The following is a 19,200-nucleotide window of genomic DNA, read 5'->3' on the forward strand; positions in this document are numbered from 1 at the left end:
CGGCGAATTTCCTGGCAGTGCATAGCCAGCTCCATCGCTGGAATGCATTCGCGGCAACCGCTATGAATGGGCGTTTACGCCGCGGTCCGCGGGACATTGCTGACGGATCGCGCTCTCTTGGAGCATGGTGATGGTCGACGAGCCGCCGGCGGGCGAGAAGAAGCGGCAGCGCCTTGGTGTCCGCGAGATCGCCAAGCGCGTTGGTGTCGCGCCGATGACGGTATCGCGGGCGCTGTCCAATCCCGACATGGTCTCGCCCGAGACGCGCGCGAAAGTGCTTGAGGCTATCGAGCAGGCCGGCTTCGTGCCCAACCGGCTGGCCTCCAGCATGCGCGGCAATGGCCGCATGATCGGCACGGTGGTGCCGCCGCTGATCAATTCGGGCATTGCCGAACAGGTGCAAGGCATGTCGGACGAATGCCATGAGAGCGGCTACTCGATGCTTCTGGTGCAAGGCGAATTCACGCAGGAGGCCGAGGAGAAATCGATCCGCAACCTGCTTGGCTGGCGCCCGGTCGGCATGATCCTGCAGAGCTTCGTACAAAGCGAGGCGGCGCGCGGGCTTCTGAGGAGCAGCGGTGCGCCGATCGTCGAGATTTCCGAAATCAAGGGCCGCAAGCCGATCGACATGGTGGTCGGCGTCTCCAACTTCGAGACGGCCTATGCCATGACCATGCATCTGGCCGCCAAGGGCTACAAGCGCATCGGCTTCGTCTCGACGCCGATCCATGGCAATGATCGCCTACAGCAGCGCCGCACCGGCTATCATGCCGCGCTCACCGAACTCGGCATCAAGAACCATGCCGACATGGAGGTCGAGGTGCCGATCACCGCGCAAGGCGGCGCCGAGGCGCTGGTGACGTTGACGTCGAGGCACAAGGACATCGACGCCATCTTCTTCTCCAGCGACACGCTGGCCGTCGGCGCCGTGCAGGAATGCCACCGCCGCCACTGGGCGGTGCCGGGCAGGATCGCGATTGCCGGCTATGGCGACATGGATCTGGCCGCGCAGCTCTATCCGCCGCTGACCACTGTAAAGGTCAACCGTTACGAGATGGGCCGGCGCGCCGTGCGGCAATTGCTGGCAAGGCTCGGCGGCGACACCAAGGTGCCGACCATCACCAGCCTCGGCTTCGAGATCGTCGACCGCGAAAGCGCCTGATCAGGTTTTCTTCCTGCCGGTCTCTTCATGTCGTCCGAGGCGCTTTTCCCAGCCTTCGGCGTGGACGTTGAGATAGGCATCGGGATCGTAGGGATGATCCTTGATCGCATCGATGTTGAGATCGATGCCGAGCCCCGGCGCGTCCGGCAACGACAGGTGGCCATTGTGGGAATTGACGGTTGGGTGCCAGGTCACCAGGTCGCGTGTCCACGGGTCGTTAAAGGCGTCGAAATGCTCCTGGATAAGGAAATTCGGCACCGCTGCCGCGAGCTGCAGGCACACCGCCGTAGCCACCGGTCCACCGCTCTGGTGCGGCGCGATATGGCTGCCATGCGCGAGCGCCAGATTGGCCACCTGCATCGACGGCCCGATGCCGCCGAGCGACATCGGCTCAGGCTGGAAGATGTTGACGCCGCCGCCGGCGGCCAGCGTGTAGAACTGGCCGACCGTGTCGTACATCTCGCCGGTCGCAACCGGGATCGGCGAGCGATGCGCCACTTCATGCACGGTCTCCTGCCGGTCGCGCGAGGTCGGCTCCTCCCACCAGTAAATGTCGAGATCGGAAAATTTCTGGGCTGCCTGAAGCGCCGCGATCTCGGTGAAGCGGGCATGCACGTCGATCAGGATCAGCGTGTCCGTGGGCAAGCTGTCGCGCAGCATCCGGCAGATAGCGTAGGAGAGGTCCAATTCCTCGCGCGAAATAAACCCTTGCGCGGTGCCGAAAGGGTCGAGTTTGAATGCCTTAAAACCCTTGGCCAAAACCGCTTTGGCGGCCTCGAGGAAGGCTTCCGGCATGCGTTCGGTGCGGTACCACCCATTGGCGTAGCCGAGCACGCTGTCGCGCACCTGGCCGCCGAGCAACTGGTGGATCGGCACGCAGAGACTCTTGCCCAGGATATCCCAACAGGCGACCTCGATCGCCGCGATCACCGTGCGGTGGATATGGCCGCCATCGAGCGAAACGCTGTCCAGCAAGCGCTTGGCCAGCGCATTGATGCGGCGCGGGTCTTGGCCGATGGCGAGATGCTTGAGCTCGTGCACCCCGGCTTCGGTGGTCTTGATGAAGCCGTTCAGCGTGCCTTCGCCAACGCCGTGGATGCCTTTGTCGGTATGCACTTTGACGAACAGCCAGTTCTTCCAGCCCGCGCCGACGGCAAAGGTCTCGATCTCTGTGATCTTCATGCGGCAGTCCTAATTCAGGGCGGCGATCGTTGCGATGACGGCCTCGGTCGTCAGGCCGTACTTCGCTTGCAAGGTCGGCACCGCGCCGCATTCGATATAGCGGTCGGGCAGGCCGATGCGCGTTACCTTCTTCGCGATGCTGGCATCGAACAAGGTCTCGACCACAAGGCTCGCCAAGCCGCCGACAACAACATGGTTTTCCGCCGTGACGATATGGTTGAAGCCGGTCGAAAATTCGGCCACCGCCTCGGCGTCGAACGGTTTTATCGTCGGCACGTGCAACACTCCGACGGAGATGCCTTGTTTGCGCAAGGCTTCCGCCGCGTCCAGCGCTCGCTCGGTCATCAAGCCGGTCGAGATGATGCCGACATCCGAGCCTTCGCGAAGCTGTCGCGCTCTGCCTATTTCGAAGCGATAGCCAGCTTCAAATACCACCGGCACGTTGCCACGCAGCAGCCGCATATAAACTGGACCACGATGCTCGGCGATCGCGTCGGTCGCAGCCTCGATCTCGGTGGCATCGCAGGGGTCGATGATGGTCAGGCCGGGGATCATGCGCATCAGCGCCAGGTCCTCAATCGCCTGATGCGTGCCGCCATAGCCGGTGGTCAATCCCGGCAGTCCGGCAACGATCTTGACGTCGAGGCTGGAGTGGGCGAGCGCGATGGCGACGAAATCATAGGCGCGCCGGGTCGCGAACACACCATAGGTGGTGGCGAAAGGCACCTTGCCGGTGCGCGCCAGTCCGGCGGCGACGGCGACCAGATTCTGCTCGGCCATGCCGACATTGAAAAAACGTTCCGGAAAGGCATCGCGGAACGGCAATATGTCGGTGTATTTGCCGAGGTCGGCGGTCAGCCCGACGATGTCGGGGCGGCTCTGGCCAAGCCGCGCCAAAGCCTTGCCGAACGGTGCCTCCACGCTCCGTTGGCCACCGCCGACCGCTTCGTCCTGGCCCATGGGCAGCGTGCGTCCGGGCTCAATCGCCGTGCTGCTCATTGGGTTGCTCCCACGGTCTTTTCGAACTCGGCGATGATGCCGTCCCACTGCGTCATGTCTATGCGGAAGAAATGCGATTTCTCGCTGGTCTCAATGCGCGGCACGCCCTTGCCCGGCAATGTGCGCAGCACGATCGCCTTCGGCTTGCCGTTGCGGTCGCGTGCGCCGGCCAGCGCACCGACCACCGCCTTCATGTTGTTGCCGTCAATCTCCGATGTCTGCCAGCCGAAGGCGCGCCATTTGTCGGCGACCGGTTCCATGTCGAGCACCACCGGCCCATCGGCCTGTATGCCGTTGCAGTCTATCAGCGCCACCAGCCCGTCGAGCCTGAAATGGCTGGCCGACATCGCCGCTTCCCAGGTCGAGCCTTCCTGCATTTCGCCATCGGACAACTCGACGAAGACGCGCGCGTCGGATTTGTCGACGCGCAAGCCCAGCGCCTGGCCGACGCCTTGTCCCAAACCATGGCCGAGCGAACCGCCGATGACCTCGACGCCGGGCGTGGTGTCGAGCGTCGACATTTCCAGCCGGCTATTGTCGACGCCGTAGGTGGTGAGTTCCTCGACCGGGATGATGCCGGCCTCGGCCAGCGCCGCCCACAGTGCGATGGAATAGTGTCCGGTAGACAGCAGGAAGCGGTCGCGATCGGGCCATCCCAGATTCTGCGGATCGTAGCGCAGTTCGTGGAAGTAGAGCGCGGCCAGCACATCGGCGATGCCGAGGCCCTGGCCGATATAGCCTTGGCCCTGTCCGCGCGCCATGGTCAGCATGTGCCGGCGCAGCCGTGTCGCCTTGCGTTCGAGCGCGCCAATATCGGCACTGCCGGGTGGGGAATTTCGCAGCATAAGGTCAGTCCTTGTCGAGCCCGCCCGACATGTTGAGGCGCTCGGCGGTCATGTATTTGGGCGAATCGAGGCAGAGCCAGACGACGGCCTCGGCGACTTCGGAAACCTCGGCGCGTCGGCCGAGCGGGATCCGTCGGGTGCGCTCGTCGAGGAAGGCTTGCAGGTCGTCGCGGCCATTGGCGCGGGCGAGGTCGACCTCGGTCGACCGCTGCATCTCGGTGTCCATCATGCCCGGCGCCAGGCTGTTGACGAGCACGCCATAGGACGCCAGCGCCACCGCGGCGGCGCGGGTGATGGAATCGACGCCGGCCTTGCTCGCCGTGTAGGCGGTATAGTCGGGCAGCGCCATGCGCGAGCCGGGCGAGGTGATGTTGATGATGCGCCCCGACCGCTGCTCGCGCATCACCCGCCCGGCGGCCTTGCAGGCCATGGCAAGTGCCGTGACATTGAGCGCCAGCGTGCGCGTCCAGGCCTTGTAGGTGGCATCGAGGAACGGTTCGATCACGCCATAGCCGGCATTGTTGACCAGGATGTCGATGCCGCCCCAGCGCGCGACCACCTTTTCGACCGCCGCTTCCGGCGCGCCTTCCCCGGTGAAGTCGCTGACGATGCCTTCGCTTTCCGTGCCGGTTTCGCTGATCTGCCTGACGGTCTCGGCCAGCCCCTCGCCATTGATATCGGTGACCGCGACGACACAGCCGCGCCGCGCCAGCTGGACCGCCACCTCGCGGCCGAGGCCGCCGGCGGCACCGGTGATGAGTGCCCTTCGTGGCGTCGTATTCTGATTTTCGGCTGGCAAGCGAACACTCTCCCGGTGGCCCATCTTGACGGAATTGATACCGGTACCATAAATAGCTGTCAACGGCGATGTGCTATTGTCCTGTCGCCCGCATGGTCCGCTGCAATGGGGAGAAAACAATGAAAGTCGTCGCGCTCGAAACGCTGCAGCTGGCGGAATTCCCCTTCCTGTTCTGGCTGCGCGTCCACACCGATGCCGGCCTCATCGGCACCGGCGAGACCTTCTGGGCGCCGGGGCCAGTCGCCGCCTACATCCACGACAATGTCGCCGCTTACCTTCTGGGCAAGGATCCGCGCGACATCGAGCTGCACGACCGTACGTTGGGCAGCGTCTATGTCGGCGCGCGCGATTCCGGCGCCGAGGTGCGCGGTAATTCCGCCGTCAACATCGCACTCTGGGATGTATATGGCCAGGCGCTCGGCGAGCCGGTCTGGCGGCTGCTTGGCGGGCGCACCCACAAGACCGTGCCGATCTACAACACTTGCGCCGGCTACAAACATGTCCGCGCCACGAAGAGGAACGCCCTGTTCGAGCGCGGCGAGGACTGGTCGCTCAAGGCTGGCGATTCGAACGGAGGTCCTTACGAGGACCTGCTCGCCTGGCGCTACAATGCCGGCGATCTTGCCAGGAGCCTGAAATCCGAAGGCATCGGCGCGATGAAGATATGGCCCTTCGACATCGCCGCCGAGGCGTCGAACGGCACCCGCATTTCGCTCCCCGATCTCGACAAGGCATTGGAGCCCTTCCAGAAAATCCGCGAGGCCGTCGGCCGCGACATGGAGATCATGGTCGAGCTGCACGGGCTGTGGACCTTGCCCCCGGTGCTGCGCATCGCCGAGGCGCTGAAAGCCTACGACGTCGCTTGGCTGGAGGAGCCTATCCGCTACAACGAGCTCGACGCCATGGCCGAGCTTGCCCGCCATACCTCGATCCCGATCGCCGCCAGCGAGCGGCTCGCCTCGCGGCAAATGTTCAAGCAACTGATCGACAAGCGCGCCGCTTCGGTGATCATGATCGACCTCGCCTGGTGCGGTGGTCTGTCCGAGGCTCGCAAGATAGCCAACATGGCCGAAGCCAGCGAACTGCCGGTCACCTTGCACGACTGTACCGGGCCTATCGTCTATGCCGCTAGTTGCGCTCTGTCGGCGACCTTGCCGAACGTCAATTATCAGGAAGCGGTGCGGGCCTATTTCACCGGCTGGTACACCGAGATTGTCGCCGACATTCCATCGGTCGCGGACGGTCACGTCACGCCCCTCGAAGGGCCGGGGCTCGGTCTCAGCTTGCGGCCGGAGCTGTTCGAGCGTCCCGACGCCACGGTGCGGATCACCAAAATCTAGCGCCCGCGCGCCTCCGTTCAGTGCCGGTAGACATTATGCTATTATAATCTATGATGCGCCGAAGCGGGCGGCCAACAAGCTCGCCGCCGGCGCTCTGCCGTCCGGCGTCAGACGTATTCAGGGAGGCTTTGGTGGCAATGTCTGCGGCGCGCACGCGCGAGGAGTCCAGGGGGGTGCCAAACCTCCCCGACCGCAAGATTCTGCTCGATCTGTTCGAACGCATGGTGCTGTTGCGCCGCTTCGAAAGCATCGCCCAGATCGCCTGCCGCAAGGGCGAAACGCCCGGCTTCCTGCATCTCTATATCGGTGAGGAGGCGACGGGCGTCGGCGTCTGCGCGCATCTCAGGCCGACCGACTGGGTCACATCAACCCATCGTGGCCATGGCCACGCGCTGGCCAAGGGCGCCAACCCCGGACATGTGATGGCGGAGCTGTTCGGCAAGGTCGACGGCATTTGCGGCGGCCGTGGCGGCACTATGCATCTCTACGACCGTTCGGTCGGCCTGTTCGGTACCAATGGCATCGTCGCCGCCGGCATTGGCCATGCGGTCGGCATCGGCATGAGCGCCCGCCAGCAGGGCCGTGACGACATCGGCGTCGCGTTTTTCGGCGACGGCGCCGCCAATCATGGCGGCTTCCACGAGGCGCTCAATTTCGCTGCCGTGCAGCGCGCGCCTGCGGTCTTCGTCTGCGAGAACAACCTCTACGCCACCGCGACGCCGCTCAAGTCCGTCACGCTCAATCCCGAAATCGCCACCAAGGCCGTGTCCTACGGCATGCCAGGCGTCGCCGTCGACGGCAACGACGTCTTCGCCGTCTGGCTGGCCATGAAGGAAGCCACCGAGCGCGCCCGCGCCGGCAAGGGTCCGACGCTGATCGAGGCCAAGACCTATCGCACCGTCGGCCACCATGAGGGCGATCCCGTCGTCGGCACCTACCGCACGCAAGAGGAGCTCGACGCCTGGATCAAGCGCGATCCGATCGACATGTTCCGCAAGAAGCTGATCGAGGACTATGGTATCGCCGACGCAGAGGCGCTGGCGACGATCGAAAGCCGGATTGAGAAGGTGGTCGAGGAAGCGCTGACCTTCGCCCGCAATTCGCCCGAGCCCGATCCGGCAACGGTGCGCCTGCATGTCTTTGCCGATCCGATCAACCCGCCGGCAGCGCTGCAGCCGCGCGCCGTCGGCGAGACGCGCACGCAAGGCTGGCTCGAGGCGGTACGCGACGGCATCGCCGAGGAAATGCGCGCCAATCCGGCAATCCTCTATTTTGGCGAAGGCACCGGCGAGCGTGGCGGCAGCTTCGCCCACACCAGAAACCTCTGGCAGGAGTTCGGCGCCGAGCGCATGGTCGATACGCCGATTTCCGAACAGGGCTTCACCGCCGCCGCCGTCGGCGCCTCGGCTACCGGCGCGCGCACGGTCTCCGACCTGATGTTTGCCGACTTCGCCTTCGAGACCGCCGGCCAGATTTTCCTGCAGGCCGCCAAGTTGCGCTACATGACCAGCGGACTGATGAGCGCGCCGATGGTGGTGCGCGTCGGCGCCGGCGCGCTGCGCAGTTCCGGCCCGCACCACAGCGGCATCTATCATCCGGTCTTCGCCCATATGCCGGGCCTCATCGTCTGCGTTCCCTCGAGCCCCGCGGATGCCAAGGGGCTGATGAAGACAGCGCTGAGGGCCGGCGATCCTGTCATCATGCTCGAACCCAAGGCGCTGTTCGCCTCCAAGGGCGAGGTGCCGCTTGGCGAACATTTTGTCCCGTTCGGAGTCGCGCGCATCGCGCGGGCCGGCACCGACATCACCGTCGTTGCCGCAGGGCAGATGGTGCAGCGCGCGATTGAAGCGGCGGGGGCATTGGCGGCCGAAGGCATCGAAGCCGAGGTGATCGATCCGCGCACCATCATGCCGCTCGACATCGAGACGATCGTCGCCAGCGTGCGCAAGACCCATCGCCTGCTCATCGTCGACGAGGCCTGGGCGATGTGCGGCCTGGGTGGCGAGATCGCGCAGGCCATCAACGAACTTGCCTTCGATGACCTCGACGCTCCGCCCGGAAGGCTGCACACCGCGCCGACCTCGCATCCCTTCGCGCCCGTGCTGGAACGCGCCATGCTGGTCGACACGGCGCGCATCGTCCAGGGCGCGCGCGACGTCATCGCCGGCAAGCCGCCGATTCCCGATCACTGGTACACGGTCGGCCTGAAAAGTGCCGCACCGGCTAAATCGGCACCTGCTCCCGCCAAGGTTGCGCCCGCTGCGCCGCAGGTACCCGCCGCCGGCGACGACGAGCCGGTGACGATGCCGTTCGGCGATCTCACCGTCAGCGAAGGCACCGTCATCAAATGGCGGAAAGCGGTCGGCGATGCGGTCAAGGAAGGCGAACTGGTCGCCGAGATCGAGACCGACAAGGCCGTGGTCGAGATCGAGGCGCCAGTCAGCGGCACGCTTGCCGCGATCGACCAGCCGGTCGGCGCCGTGGTGCCGATGGGCGGCCGCATTGGCGGCATCAAGAAATAGTCACCACTCTCCCTGTAAAATCCGAAGGGCAAGCATGAAGATCCTGTGCGCCAACTGGCAAGCCGCCGATGAAGCCGAACTCGAGCGCGAGCACTATCCCGACATCGAGTTCATCCTCGCCAGATCGACCAATGACAAGCCAGCCATGCTCGATCCGTCGGCCTGCGAGACCGCCGATGCGGTCATCAACTATTCGCCGACCCACAATGTCGCTGCCGCTCCCACCGCGTTTCCCAAGGCCAGGATCGCGGTACGCTCGGGCGTCGGCTTCGACAACATCGACACGGCAGGCTGGGGCGCGCGCAAGATACCGGCCTGCAATGTGCCGGACTATGGTACAACCGAAGTCGCCGACCACGCCATCGGCCTGATGCTGGCGCTGACGCGCGGCACCTCCGCCTATGGCGCGGAACTCACCGGCAATGGCGCCGAAGGCTGGCATTTCTCCAAAGCGCCGCTGGTGCGCCGGCATAAGGGCGCCACCTTCGGCATTGTCGGACTTGGCCGCATCGGCCTCGCCACGGCCCGCCGCGCAGCCGCCTTCGACATGAAGGTGGTGTTCTACGACCCGCATCTGTCGTCCGGCGTCGACTTGTCGACAGGCTACGAGCGGGTCCATTCGTTGGCCGAGCTCATGGCGCGCGCGGATGTGGTGAGCGTCCACACGCCATTGAGCGAGGAAACCCGCAAGCTGCTTGGCGCGGCGGCCTTCGCCGCGGCCAGGCCCGGGCTTGTGCTGATCAACACCGCGCGCGGCCCGATCGTCGATCTCGACTTGCTCGAAGCAGCTATGCGCGCGGGTACCGTCACCGGCGCGGGGCTCGACGTGCTGCCAAGCGAACCCGGCGATCTCGAACATCCGCTGCTGGCGGCATGGCGACGCCGCGAAGCATGGATCGCCAACCGCCTGATCGTCACCCCCCACGCCGCCTTCTACAGCCCGGCATCGATGCGCGATCTCCGGCTGAAATCGATCGAGGTCGTGCACGCATATCTTGCGGAGGGACGGCTGACCAACTGCGTCAATTCAGAGTATTTGAAATGAACGCAATGGCGGCGCAGGCAAGGCGTCTCGCCGTTTCCCCATACGCCCGCCGCCTGGCGCGCGAGCGTGCGCTGCCGCTCGAAGTCCTTCGCGGCAGCGGCCCCGGTGGCCGCATCCTCGCTGCCGATGTCACCGGCTACGTTCCGGCTGCCACGCTGGTCGTTTCGCCTGATATCGCCGCCCCAGCGGCGGAGCCTTCCACTGCTGCGCCCCGGATCGCTGCCTTTGCGACGTCCGTTGCCCTCCGCGCGCTGCGAGACCTGCTGGCGGCACTGGAGAGCTCTGGAAGGCTGTTCGACATTGACGACGTGCTGCTGCGCGCGGCGGGCAGAGCATTTGCCGAGATACCGGACGCCGCCAGGATCGGCACGGCATCCGTGGCGCTGGAACTGGCGGGCCGGCAAGCCGTGTTCGACATGATCCCCGAAATGTCTCTGACATCGCTGTGGGAGACGCGGCTCACTGCTTTGGCCGACAGTCGTGACGATGCGGAAAAACCTGCCGCATTGTCCCTGCGGGTGTTGCCGGCAAGCGACGTCAGGTCGCTCATGATGCCGCTTCTGCCAGCCCGCGCCATGCGCTTGACCGTCTCGCTCGACACATCAGGCGATCACGCCGAGTGCCTGCTGATGGCGGATACGGGAAGCATTGACGAGGCAGCGGCGGCCTTATGGCTTTCGAGCCTGAAAGCCGCGATCGAGCATCCGCTTCGGCTCTTCGTCTGAGACGGTTGATGATCGTCGGGCTTGTTTTTTGATCCCAAAACCGGAGCCACTTTTGGGTGACATGCAATAGCCTCCGGCGCAGGAAGCTATTATAAAAGCTTCGACACAGGCGCGACGAGGCACATGGATCACTCCGTTCCCACCATCGACAGTCTTCCCAAGCGCACACTTGGTCGCGCCAACGGCCCGCTTTACCGCCAGCTTGCCGACATCCTGCGCGAGCCGATCGGTGACGGCACCTTCCCCGTTGGCGGTGAACTGCCGAAGGAGGCGACCATTGCCGAGCATTTCGGCGTCAGCCTGATCACCGTACGCCAGGCCTTGCGTGACCTCGAGGCCGACGGGCTGATCAGGAAGCGGTCGGCCAAACCGGCTGTGGTCACGGCGCGCAGTCCATCGGTCAACCTCAGCTGGAAATTCAAGAACTTCGCCGACATGGCGGCCTTCACCAAGGACGCGCAACTGACGGTGAAATCCTATCGCAAGGAGGTTTCGCCCGTGCTCCAGCGCCATTTCGGCATGGGCAAGGACGAAGCGGGCTACTGCTTGCGCGGCATCCTGTCGGTGGGTGAGCAGAAGAAAGCTCAGATCACCAGCTATTTCCCGCCAACTGTCGGAGCGAAGCTGAAGCGGGACGATTTTTCCGACGTGCTGATCTTTCGTTCGGTGCAACGGCATCTCGGCCTTCGGCTGGACGTCGCGCATGTCACGGTCCGCGCCGAGATCGCCGATGAGGTCATCGCGGACGACCTCGGCATCGCTCTCGGCAGTGCGGTGCTGAGTGTGGAGATGCTCTACCAGTCGGCCGACCAGCAGAGCATCGAGTTCACCATCGCGCGGCATCCGGCCGATCTCTTCAGCATCAGCTACGACGCGCCGAACGATCTGGCCTGAACCCGATCGGCGGCATTGGCGCGCGTCGATTTCCTGGTCCCGGTCATGGACAGCTTTATAAAATTATAATAGCATCATAGCTAGGATGGAGGCTGCGCCGGGAACCACGATCGAACGTGGATGCGCAGCCGCATCCGACGTCGAGCATTTGCCTGGTGCGTGTCGCCCGAGTGCACAGTGGTTCTGGGGTAGCGGCGTGCACAAAACAAAGTCTGTCCATAAGGGGGTGTGCGGCGAAGGCACTTGATAGGCAGCGGCGTTCGCGCGGCTGACACCAAACACGGGAGGAGGAAAATCATGAAAGCAGGCGCATTCTTCGCCGGCCTTGCGGTGATCGCGACGACTTTGCTGTCGATCGATACCGTGCCGGCCAACGCACAGGACAAGAAGCCCTACACCATCTATCTGTCCAACAATTTCGTCGGCAACGACTGGCGCCAGCAGATGCTGCGCAGCGCCGACATCGCGGTCACGAAGCCGCCGCTTGCCGGTCGCGTCGACCTCAAGGTCGAGGTGGTCGAGACCACGGTCCAGGCGCAGATCAATTCCCTCAACAACATCGTTCGCAACAAGCCCGACGCCATCGTCATCGACGCGGGCTCCGGCGAAGCGCTCAACCCGACGATCGAGAAGGCCTGCAAGGCCGGCATCGTGGTCATCGCCTTCGACCAGATCGTCAGCGCGCCCTGCGCTTACACGATGGAGTCCGACTGGGGCCGCGCACCGCGCGTGGAGGCCGAATGGCTGGTCAAGAAACTCGGCGGCAAGGGCAAGATCCTCGTTGATCGCGGACTTGCCGGTGCTCCGATCTCCGCCCAGCTGCAGGGTGGGTTCGAGGAAGTCATCAAGAAATATCCCGGCATTGAAGTGGTCGGTTATTTCAACGGCGACTATGCGCTGGGACCGGAACAAGCCGGCGTCGCCAGCCTGCTGGCGGCGCACCCGCAAGTCGACGCCATCTTCGTCCAGGGCTACGGCGCCGGAGCGATCAAGGCGCTGCAGGACGCCGGTCGTCCGATCGTTCCCATCACCGGCAGTCCGTTCAACCTGACGACGACGACCTGTGCGCAGACCCAGGGCGCCCAGTGCATCCTTGCACCCAACCCTGCCTATCTGTCGGCCGAGGCCTTGAAGCTGGCGGTGGAGATACTCGACGGCAAGAAGCCGGCGGAGAAAAAGATCCTGCTGCGCAACGCCTTCCTCACCACCGATCCGGTCCCGTCGGGATTGTATCCCGACGCGACCATGCAGAAGATAGAGGTCGGCAAGAATGCCTTTCCGGACATGGCGCCAGGCCTGTTTCTTCCCGTCAGCCCGGGCTGGGTTGAAATCACCCCTGCCGAGGCCGCCGGCGCCAAATGAACGACGTCTGCCGATCGGCGGCGAAATGGTCGCCTCGAGGCTCCTCCAATGCGCCTTGGCTTAAATTGACAAGGCGCATTGGTACCGGTATCAATTTATGTGCAGCACCCATCAAGATGGCGAAGTCCGTCACCGGCTGATGCAGGAAACACGAAGGAGGAGAGATCATGAAACTGAAGACAGTTTGCGGCGGATTGGCAGCTCTTGCCATGTCCGCAATCGCGGTGAGCACCGCGCCGAGCCACGCCGAGAACAAGAAGACCTACACCATCTATCTCTCGAACAATTTCGTCGGCAATGACTGGCGCCAGCAGATGGAGCGTGTCGCCAACGTTTCGGTGAACAAGGGGCCGCTGAAGGGCCGCGTCGACCTCAAGATCGAGAATGTCGAGAACACCGTCCAGGCGCAGATCAATTCGCTGAACAACATCATCCGCCAGAAGCCGGACGCCATCCTTGTCGATGCCGGTTCGGACTCGGCCTTGAATCCGACCATCAAGAAGGCCTGCGACGCCGGTATCGTCGTCATCAGCTTCGACCAGGTGGTGACCGAACCCTGCGCATTTGCCGTCGCGTCCGACTGGGATCGCATTCCCTCGGTGATGGCCGAGTGGATGGCTACGCAGCTTGGCGGCAAGGGCAACATCATCCTCGACCGTGGTCTCGCCGGGGCGCCGATCTCGGCACAGTTGCAGCAAGGCTATGAGAAGGTGTTGGCCAAATATCCCGACATCAAGGTCGTCGGCTACTACAACGGCAACTATGCACTCGGTCCGGAACAGTCGGGTGTCGCGGCCCTGCTTGCCGCCAATCCGAAGATCGACGGCATCATGACGCAAGGCTATGGCTCCGGCGCTATCCAGGCGCTGAAGGATGCCGGCCGCCCGATCGTCCCGGTCGTCGGCTTCTCCTACAATGTCGCCGCCGTTACTTGCGCGCAGACGCAAGGCGCCAAGTGCATCCTTGGCTCCAATCCTGCCTATCTCTCCTCGGAAGCGATCAAGCTCGCGGTCGACATTCTCGACACCGGCAAGAAGCCCGCCGAGCGCTCCGTCTCGGTCAAGGGTGATTTCGTCACCACCGATCCCTTCGAGTCCAAGCTTTACCCGGGCACCAAGATGATCAAGATCGCGATCGGCAAGAATGCATTTCCGGACCAGGCGCCCGGCCTGACGCTGCCGATCACGCCCGACTGGGTCGAGATCACCGCTGCGGAAGCCGCCGGTACCAAGTAAACTCCTGTCAAACGCCCCTGTCTCCCGGCGGCGCAAGGTGTCGGGAGAGCTTTTCGAAGGCGCATTCATGGACCTCGTCACCGTCAAAGGCTTGTCCAAACGCTATGGCGGCATCGTCGCGCTGAGCGAGGCGACGTTCAGTGCCCGCGCCGGCGAGGTGCACGCACTGCTCGGCGAGAATGGCGCCGGCAAAAGCACTTTCATCCAGATCCTGTCGGGCGCCGTGCAGCACGACGGCGGCTCGATCCTGGTCGATGGCCAGGACTATCGCCCGGCCAATCCGGACGCGGCCCAGGCGCTCGGCATCGCCGCCGTCTTCCAGGAACTGTCGCTGATCCCCGATCTCAGCGTCGAACAGAATATCTGGTTCCGTCACGAACCACGGACATTGCTGCGCATCGTCAACCGCGGCGAGATGCGCCGCAAGACGCTGGCGCTGCTCGACAAATATAGTTTTCCGGCATTGCGTCCCGACCAGGAATTGCGGCGGCTGACCCTGGCCGAACGGCAGATTGTCGAGATTGCCAAGGGCTTGGCCAAGGACCCGCGCATCCTGATCCTTGACGAAGCGACCTCGGCGCTGCCGGCGCGGGAGGCGGAGTGGATGCTCAATCTGACGCGGCAATTGGCGGCCGAAGGCCGGCTGGTGATCTTCATTTCGCACCGCATGGCCGAGGTGCGCGCCATCGCCGACCGGCTGACCATCTTTCGCAATGGCAGCACCGTCGCCGCGCACGAGGCGAACGCCGTGTCGGACAACGAGATCGTCACGCAGATGATCGGCCGCCATCTGGACAGGCTTTATCCGGAGCGTGTGTCCACAGCGACAGACCACATCGCGCTGAGGGTCAGGAACTTTTCCAGCGGCAGCCGGCTCTCCGGCGTCGACTTCACGCTGCGCGAAGGCGAGGTGCTGGGTGTTGGCGGCTTGCAGGGCCACGGCCAGCGCGACCTGTTCCAGGCGCTGTTCGGCGCCAGCAAGGCGAGCGGCACCCTCGAACTCTGGGGCAAGCCGGTCTCGATCGGCAATCCGCGCCAGGCGCTGACAGGCAAGGATGGCATTGCGCTGGTGCCGGAGGACCGGCGCGGGCAGGGCCTGCTCCTGACCAAGAGCGTGCGCGAGAACCTGACCCTGTCCGTTATCAGGCGTTTTACCGAAAATGGCTTGCTCAGCCGACAAAAGGAATTGGCTCTGGTCAAGGAAATGGTCGACTTCCTGCGCATCAAGGCAGGCACGCCGGAACAGCTCGCCGGCACGCTGTCCGGCGGTAACCAGCAGAAGGTGATCTTCGGCAAGATGCTGCTCACGCAGGCGCGCGTTTTGTTGCTGTACGATCCGACGCGCGGCGTCGATGTCGGCACAAAGGGCGAGATTTTTCAGCTGATGCGCGACCTCGCGGCCAAGGGCTATGCGATCCTGTTCCATTCCAGCGACATGCCGGAACTGGTCCATGTCGCCGACCGGGTGCTGGTGATGCGCAATGGCCGCATCGCGGCGACGCTCGAAGGCGACCGCATCTCGGAGGCGGGCATTTTGCGCGCCGCCATGCTCGAAAGCGAGGCGGCTTGAGGCATGGTGATGTCCGCGGAGCAAACTGTGGGGATGGCGCAACGACCTGCCGAAATGAAATGGACGAGGCCCGGCATCGACTGGCGCGGCCGCCTGCTCGACCGCGCGCCGTTCCTTGTCGCCTCCCTCATGCTGGCCTTGATCGTTGCCATCTATGGCAGCCTGCAGGCCGGTGTCTTTTCGCTGGACGAACTCAACCTCGACACGGCCGCGGCTATGACGCTGATGCTGGCGGCAACCGGCCAGACCATCGTGCTGGTGCGGGGCGGCATCGACCTGTCGATCGGCGGCATGATCAGCCTCGGCACGGTGATTGCGGCGACGCGCTTCACCGATGATCCGTCGGCCACAGCACTTTGGGCGCTGATCATCCTAGCACTCGGCTTCCTGATCGGCGCACTCAACGGCCTGCTGATCTCGCTGCTCAAGCTGCAGCCCTTCCTGGTGACGCTTGCCACCTGGTCGATCCTCAACGGCGTCGCCATGATCATCCTGCCGACCGATGGCGGCAGCGTTCCCGGCTGGTGGGTCGGCTTCGCCTCGGCACAGCTTGTCGGCCTGACGAGCCCGGTCTGGATGCTGCTGGCGCTGCTCGTGTTCTGGTGGTGGTTTCGCGCGACGCGTGTCGGCATAGCCATCCAGGCGACTGGTTCCAACGAGAAATCAGCCTTCCTGTCCGGTGTTTCGATCACCCGCGTCAACCTCGTCACCTACGGCCTGTCCGGCCTGTTCGCGGCCGGCGCGGCGCTGTTTCTGGTGACGCAGACCGGCGCCGGTTCGCCGACCATCGGCAAGGACTATATCCTGCCTTCGGTCGCGGCCGCGGTCATCGGCGGTGTCAGCCTGTTCGGCGGTCGCGGCCATCTTGCCGGCACGGTGATCGGCGCCTTCGTGCTCACCCTCATCGGCAATCTCGTCTTCGTCCTGCATGTGTCGAGCTACTGGCAGCCGGTCGCTTCCGGCATCATCCTCCTGCTCTCGGTGCTTGCCAGTTCCGTTGCCGAAAAAGCCGCAAGGAACCGTGTCCAATGAGCGCCTTCCTTGCCCGCAACCGCCTCATCGTACTCGCCTATGCCGGCATGGTTGTGCTGCTGCTGGTCACGGCTTTGTTCTCGCCGGGCTTCCTCTCAGTATCCAACATGCGCTCGACTATCGTGCTGGCCGCCTTTGTCGGCATCGTCGCGCTCGGCCAGACCTTTGTCATCATAGGGGGCGGCATCGACCTGTCGGTGCCTTGGGTGCTCAACTCGGCGGCAATCGTCATGGCGCTGCTCTGCGGCGGTCGGGATCTGCCGCTGGTCTGGGTAATGCCGCTGCTGTTCGCCGGCGGCGCCTTGATCGGGCTGTTCAATGGCGTCGGCGTCGCCCGGTTCGGCGTGCCGCCGATCATCATGACACTCGCGACCAATGTCATCCTGCAAGGCCTGATCCTGGTGCTGACCGGGGGCTCGCCGACACCCTCGGCGCCGGCCTTGATCCAGTTCCTGTCGGTCGGCCGCATCGGCGGCTTCCCGGTCATCGCGCTGATCTGGCTCGCGCTGACACTGGTGGCGACGCTGCTGCTGTCCAAGGCGGCATTCGGCCGCCATCTTTATGCGCTCGGCACCAGCGCCACGGTCGCTGAATTCTCCGGCGTGCCGACGGCGCGCACCACCATCCTGACCTTTGTCATCTCCGGCCTCACCGCCGCTTTCGCCGGCATGTTGCTCACCGGCTATTCCAGCCAGGCTTATCTCGGCATGGGTGACGCCTATCTGTTCACCTCGATCGCGGCAGTCGCCATCGGCGGCGCCTCGATCCTCGGCGGCAGCGGCCACTATCTCGGCACCGTCGCCGGCGCCATGGTGCTCACCATCCTCACCGGCCTGTTGCCGGCGCTCAACCTGTCGAGCGGAGCGCTGCTCATCGTCTATGGCGCGGTGATCCTGCTCACCGTGTCGATCGGCAGCGAGACCTTCGCCGGTCTCGGCGGCAAGATGCGCAGAAAGGAGAGCTGACCATGGTCGAAATCACCTGTGTCGTCGATGCCAGGGCCGAGCTCGGCGAAGGCACGCTCTGGGACCCCAAGGCCGGCGTGCTGTGGTGGATCGACATCTGGAAGAAGCTGATCCATCGCTACGATCCATCGACCGGCAAGGACGAGGTCTTCGAGACGCCGGAATATCTCGGCTGCCTTGGCCTGCGCGAGAAGGGCGGCCTGGTGCTAACCATGACAAACGGCTTCCATTTCTTCGACCCGGCAACCGGCAGGTTCGAGGCGATCGTCGACCCGGAAGCGCATATGCCGAAGACCCGCTTCAACGACGGCAAGCCGGACCGCCAGGGCCGCTTCTGGTCGGGCTCGATGTTCGAGGTGCCGGGCCAGCCGATCGAATTCATCGGCGCGCTCTACCGGCTCGATCCAGACCTTTCGGTCCACAAGATGATCGACGGCATCGGATGCTCCAACGGGCTCGCCTGGAGCCCGGATTCGAAAACCATGTATTTTTCCGACAGCCATGCCGGCGCGGTGTGGGCCTATGATTTCGATGCCGCCACCGGCGAGATCGAGAACCGCCGCACCTTCATCGACATGAGGGCGACCGGCGGCGTCGCCGACGGTGCCACCGTAGATGCCGAAGGCTGCTACTGGGTGACCATCCCAGTGACCGCCAAAGTCTGCCGCTATGATCCCGACGGCGAACTGATGGAAACCGTGATCTTGCCGACCGACCTGCCGACCTGCTGCGAATTCGGCGGCAAGGACCTCGATATCCTCTACGTCACCTCTGCCGTACTCCGGCGTCCGGCCAGTCACTTCGTCCGCCAGAAGCATCCGGGCGGATTGTTCGCGCTCGATGTCGGCGTCAAGGGCCTTATCTTGCCGGCGTTCAAGGGCTGACCCGCTTTGGCTAAACAGCCGGCATGACCAGCGGTGTCTCGAACTTGCGTATCAAAGGCGACATCAGGACATCTGCTTGGTAAAGACCGCTTACGGCGCCTCTGCGACGTTCGTTGGCACCACCAGATAGCAGGCTCGGCCCCTGAAATCATTGAAGATTTTTGGACAGGGCGCTACCAAAGTTTCAGTTTTTTGTTGTTATTTCAACAGCTTATCCTGCGCGGCCTGAGACATAGGTGACGTTTTGTACCGGACACATGGGTAACACTTTTGGCTTTTGGCCGGAGGTGTTGATGCCGTGGAGAGAGTGTTCGGTGATGGAGGAACGTCTACGTTTCGTTGCCCGCCTTCTCGCGGGAGAAGGCATGAGCGATGTGTGCCGGGATTTCGGGATTTCGCGCAAGACTGGCTACAAGATCTTCAACCGCTATAGGGAGGAAGGGCTGGAGGCGCTTTGCGACCGCTCGCGGCGGCCGGTGAGGTACGCCAACCAGTTGCCCGAGCAGATCGAGCGGCTGATCGTCGAGACCAAGCGCGAGAAGCCGCATTGGGGCGCTCGCAAGATCAGGGAGTTGCTGGTCAGGAAGCTCGCCGGTGATGTGCGTATCCCGGCCAAAAGCACCGTGCATGCCGTGCTCG

At 64.0% G+C, this 19,200-nt stretch carries 17 protein-coding genes; 13 read left to right on the forward strand and 4 right to left on the reverse strand.

Going from position 1 to position 19,200, the window contains the following annotated elements; all coding sequences use genetic code 11:
• Window positions 1-130: 130 nt before the first annotated feature.
• Entirely contained in the window at window positions 131-1,162 is a 1,032-nt protein-coding gene (locus tag NKH49_RS17420; protein ID WP_352926938.1) for a LacI family DNA-binding transcriptional regulator, read from the forward strand.
• Here the strand turns inward: NKH49_RS17420 and NKH49_RS17425 are convergent, their stop codons facing one another.
• The 4 genes from NKH49_RS17425 to NKH49_RS17440 are packed head-to-tail and all read right to left on the reverse strand — an operon-like array spanning window position 1,163 to window position 4,987.
• Window positions 1,163-2,344 carry a mandelate racemase/muconate lactonizing enzyme family protein gene (locus tag NKH49_RS17425; protein WP_352817893.1) on the reverse strand — a complete coding sequence of 394 codons (1,182 nt, stop codon included), beginning with the start codon at window positions 2,342-2,344 and terminating at the stop codon, window positions 1,163-1,165. It lies immediately after the preceding gene.
• 9 nt (window positions 2,345-2,353) lie between these two features.
• A complete protein-coding gene (locus NKH49_RS17430; protein WP_352685400.1) occupies window positions 2,354-3,343 on the reverse strand; it encodes a transketolase family protein in 990 nt (329 codons plus the stop codon).
• Window positions 3,340-4,188 (reverse strand): transketolase, encoded by an 849-nt coding sequence (locus tag NKH49_RS17435; protein ID WP_352926942.1) that lies wholly within the window; start codon window positions 4,186-4,188, stop codon window positions 3,340-3,342. The genes NKH49_RS17430 and NKH49_RS17435 overlap by 4 nt, the downstream gene beginning before the upstream one ends.
• Before the next feature lie 4 nt (window positions 4,189-4,192).
• Window positions 4,193-4,987, reverse strand: a complete 795-nt coding sequence (locus NKH49_RS17440; protein ID WP_352926945.1) for an SDR family NAD(P)-dependent oxidoreductase — start codon at window positions 4,985-4,987, stop codon at window positions 4,193-4,195.
• 119 nt (window positions 4,988-5,106) lie between these two features.
• On the opposite strand from NKH49_RS17440, the gene NKH49_RS17445 reads away from it, so the two are divergent.
• The 12 genes from NKH49_RS17445 to NKH49_RS17500 all read left to right on the forward strand — a co-directional run.
• Window positions 5,107-6,327 (forward strand): mandelate racemase/muconate lactonizing enzyme family protein, encoded by a 1,221-nt coding sequence (locus NKH49_RS17445; RefSeq protein WP_352926948.1) that lies wholly within the window; start codon window positions 5,107-5,109, stop codon window positions 6,325-6,327.
• Between the two features lie 137 nt (window positions 6,328-6,464).
• Window positions 6,465-8,849 (forward strand): thiamine pyrophosphate-dependent enzyme, encoded by a 2,385-nt coding sequence (locus NKH49_RS17450; RefSeq protein ID WP_352926984.1) that lies wholly within the window; start codon window positions 6,465-6,467, stop codon window positions 8,847-8,849.
• A gap of 34 nt (window positions 8,850-8,883) precedes the next feature.
• Window positions 8,884-9,894 (forward strand): C-terminal binding protein, encoded by a 1,011-nt coding sequence (locus NKH49_RS17455; protein ID WP_352854772.1) that lies wholly within the window; start codon window positions 8,884-8,886, stop codon window positions 9,892-9,894.
• A complete protein-coding gene (locus NKH49_RS17460; protein ID WP_352926951.1) occupies window positions 9,891-10,619 on the forward strand; it encodes an E3 binding domain-containing protein in 729 nt (242 codons plus the stop codon). Before NKH49_RS17455 ends, NKH49_RS17460 begins: the two co-directional genes overlap by 4 nt.
• A gap of 123 nt (window positions 10,620-10,742) precedes the next feature.
• Window positions 10,743-11,513, forward strand: a complete 771-nt coding sequence (locus NKH49_RS17465; protein ID WP_352926954.1) for a GntR family transcriptional regulator — start codon at window positions 10,743-10,745, stop codon at window positions 11,511-11,513.
• A 297-nt stretch (window positions 11,514-11,810) separates the two neighbouring features.
• Window positions 11,811-12,875: a sugar ABC transporter substrate-binding protein gene (locus NKH49_RS17470; protein WP_352539238.1), complete on the forward strand. Its 1,065-nt coding sequence runs from the start codon at window positions 11,811-11,813 to the stop codon at window positions 12,873-12,875.
• Window positions 12,876-13,042: 167 nt separating this feature from the next.
• Window positions 13,043-14,110, forward strand: coding sequence for a substrate-binding domain-containing protein (locus NKH49_RS17475; protein ID WP_352817877.1), 1,068 nt, complete (start codon window positions 13,043-13,045; stop codon window positions 14,108-14,110).
• Window positions 14,111-14,177: 67 nt separating this feature from the next.
• Window positions 14,178-15,680, forward strand: a complete 1,503-nt coding sequence (locus tag NKH49_RS17480) for a sugar ABC transporter ATP-binding protein (RefSeq protein ID WP_352926958.1) — start codon at window positions 14,178-14,180, stop codon at window positions 15,678-15,680.
• 33 nt (window positions 15,681-15,713) lie between these two features.
• Window positions 15,714-16,712 carry an ABC transporter permease gene (locus tag NKH49_RS17485; RefSeq protein ID WP_352539235.1) on the forward strand — a complete coding sequence of 333 codons (999 nt, stop codon included), beginning with the start codon at window positions 15,714-15,716 and terminating at the stop codon, window positions 16,710-16,712.
• Window positions 16,709-17,677, forward strand: coding sequence for an ABC transporter permease (locus NKH49_RS17490; protein WP_352539234.1), 969 nt, complete (start codon window positions 16,709-16,711; stop codon window positions 17,675-17,677). The genes NKH49_RS17485 and NKH49_RS17490 overlap by 4 nt, the downstream gene beginning before the upstream one ends.
• 2 nt (window positions 17,678-17,679) lie before the next feature.
• Window positions 17,680-18,561, forward strand: a complete 882-nt coding sequence (locus NKH49_RS17495) for an SMP-30/gluconolactonase/LRE family protein (RefSeq protein WP_352539233.1) — start codon at window positions 17,680-17,682, stop codon at window positions 18,559-18,561.
• 293 nt (window positions 18,562-18,854) lie between these two features.
• The coding region (locus NKH49_RS17500) for a helix-turn-helix domain-containing protein (protein WP_352926962.1) at window positions 18,855-19,200 on the forward strand (346 nt) is incomplete at its 3' end.

Origin of the sequence: Mesorhizobium sp. M1088 (assembly GCF_040318575.1) — a bacterium.
GTDB lineage: Bacteria > Pseudomonadota > Alphaproteobacteria > Rhizobiales > Rhizobiaceae > Mesorhizobium.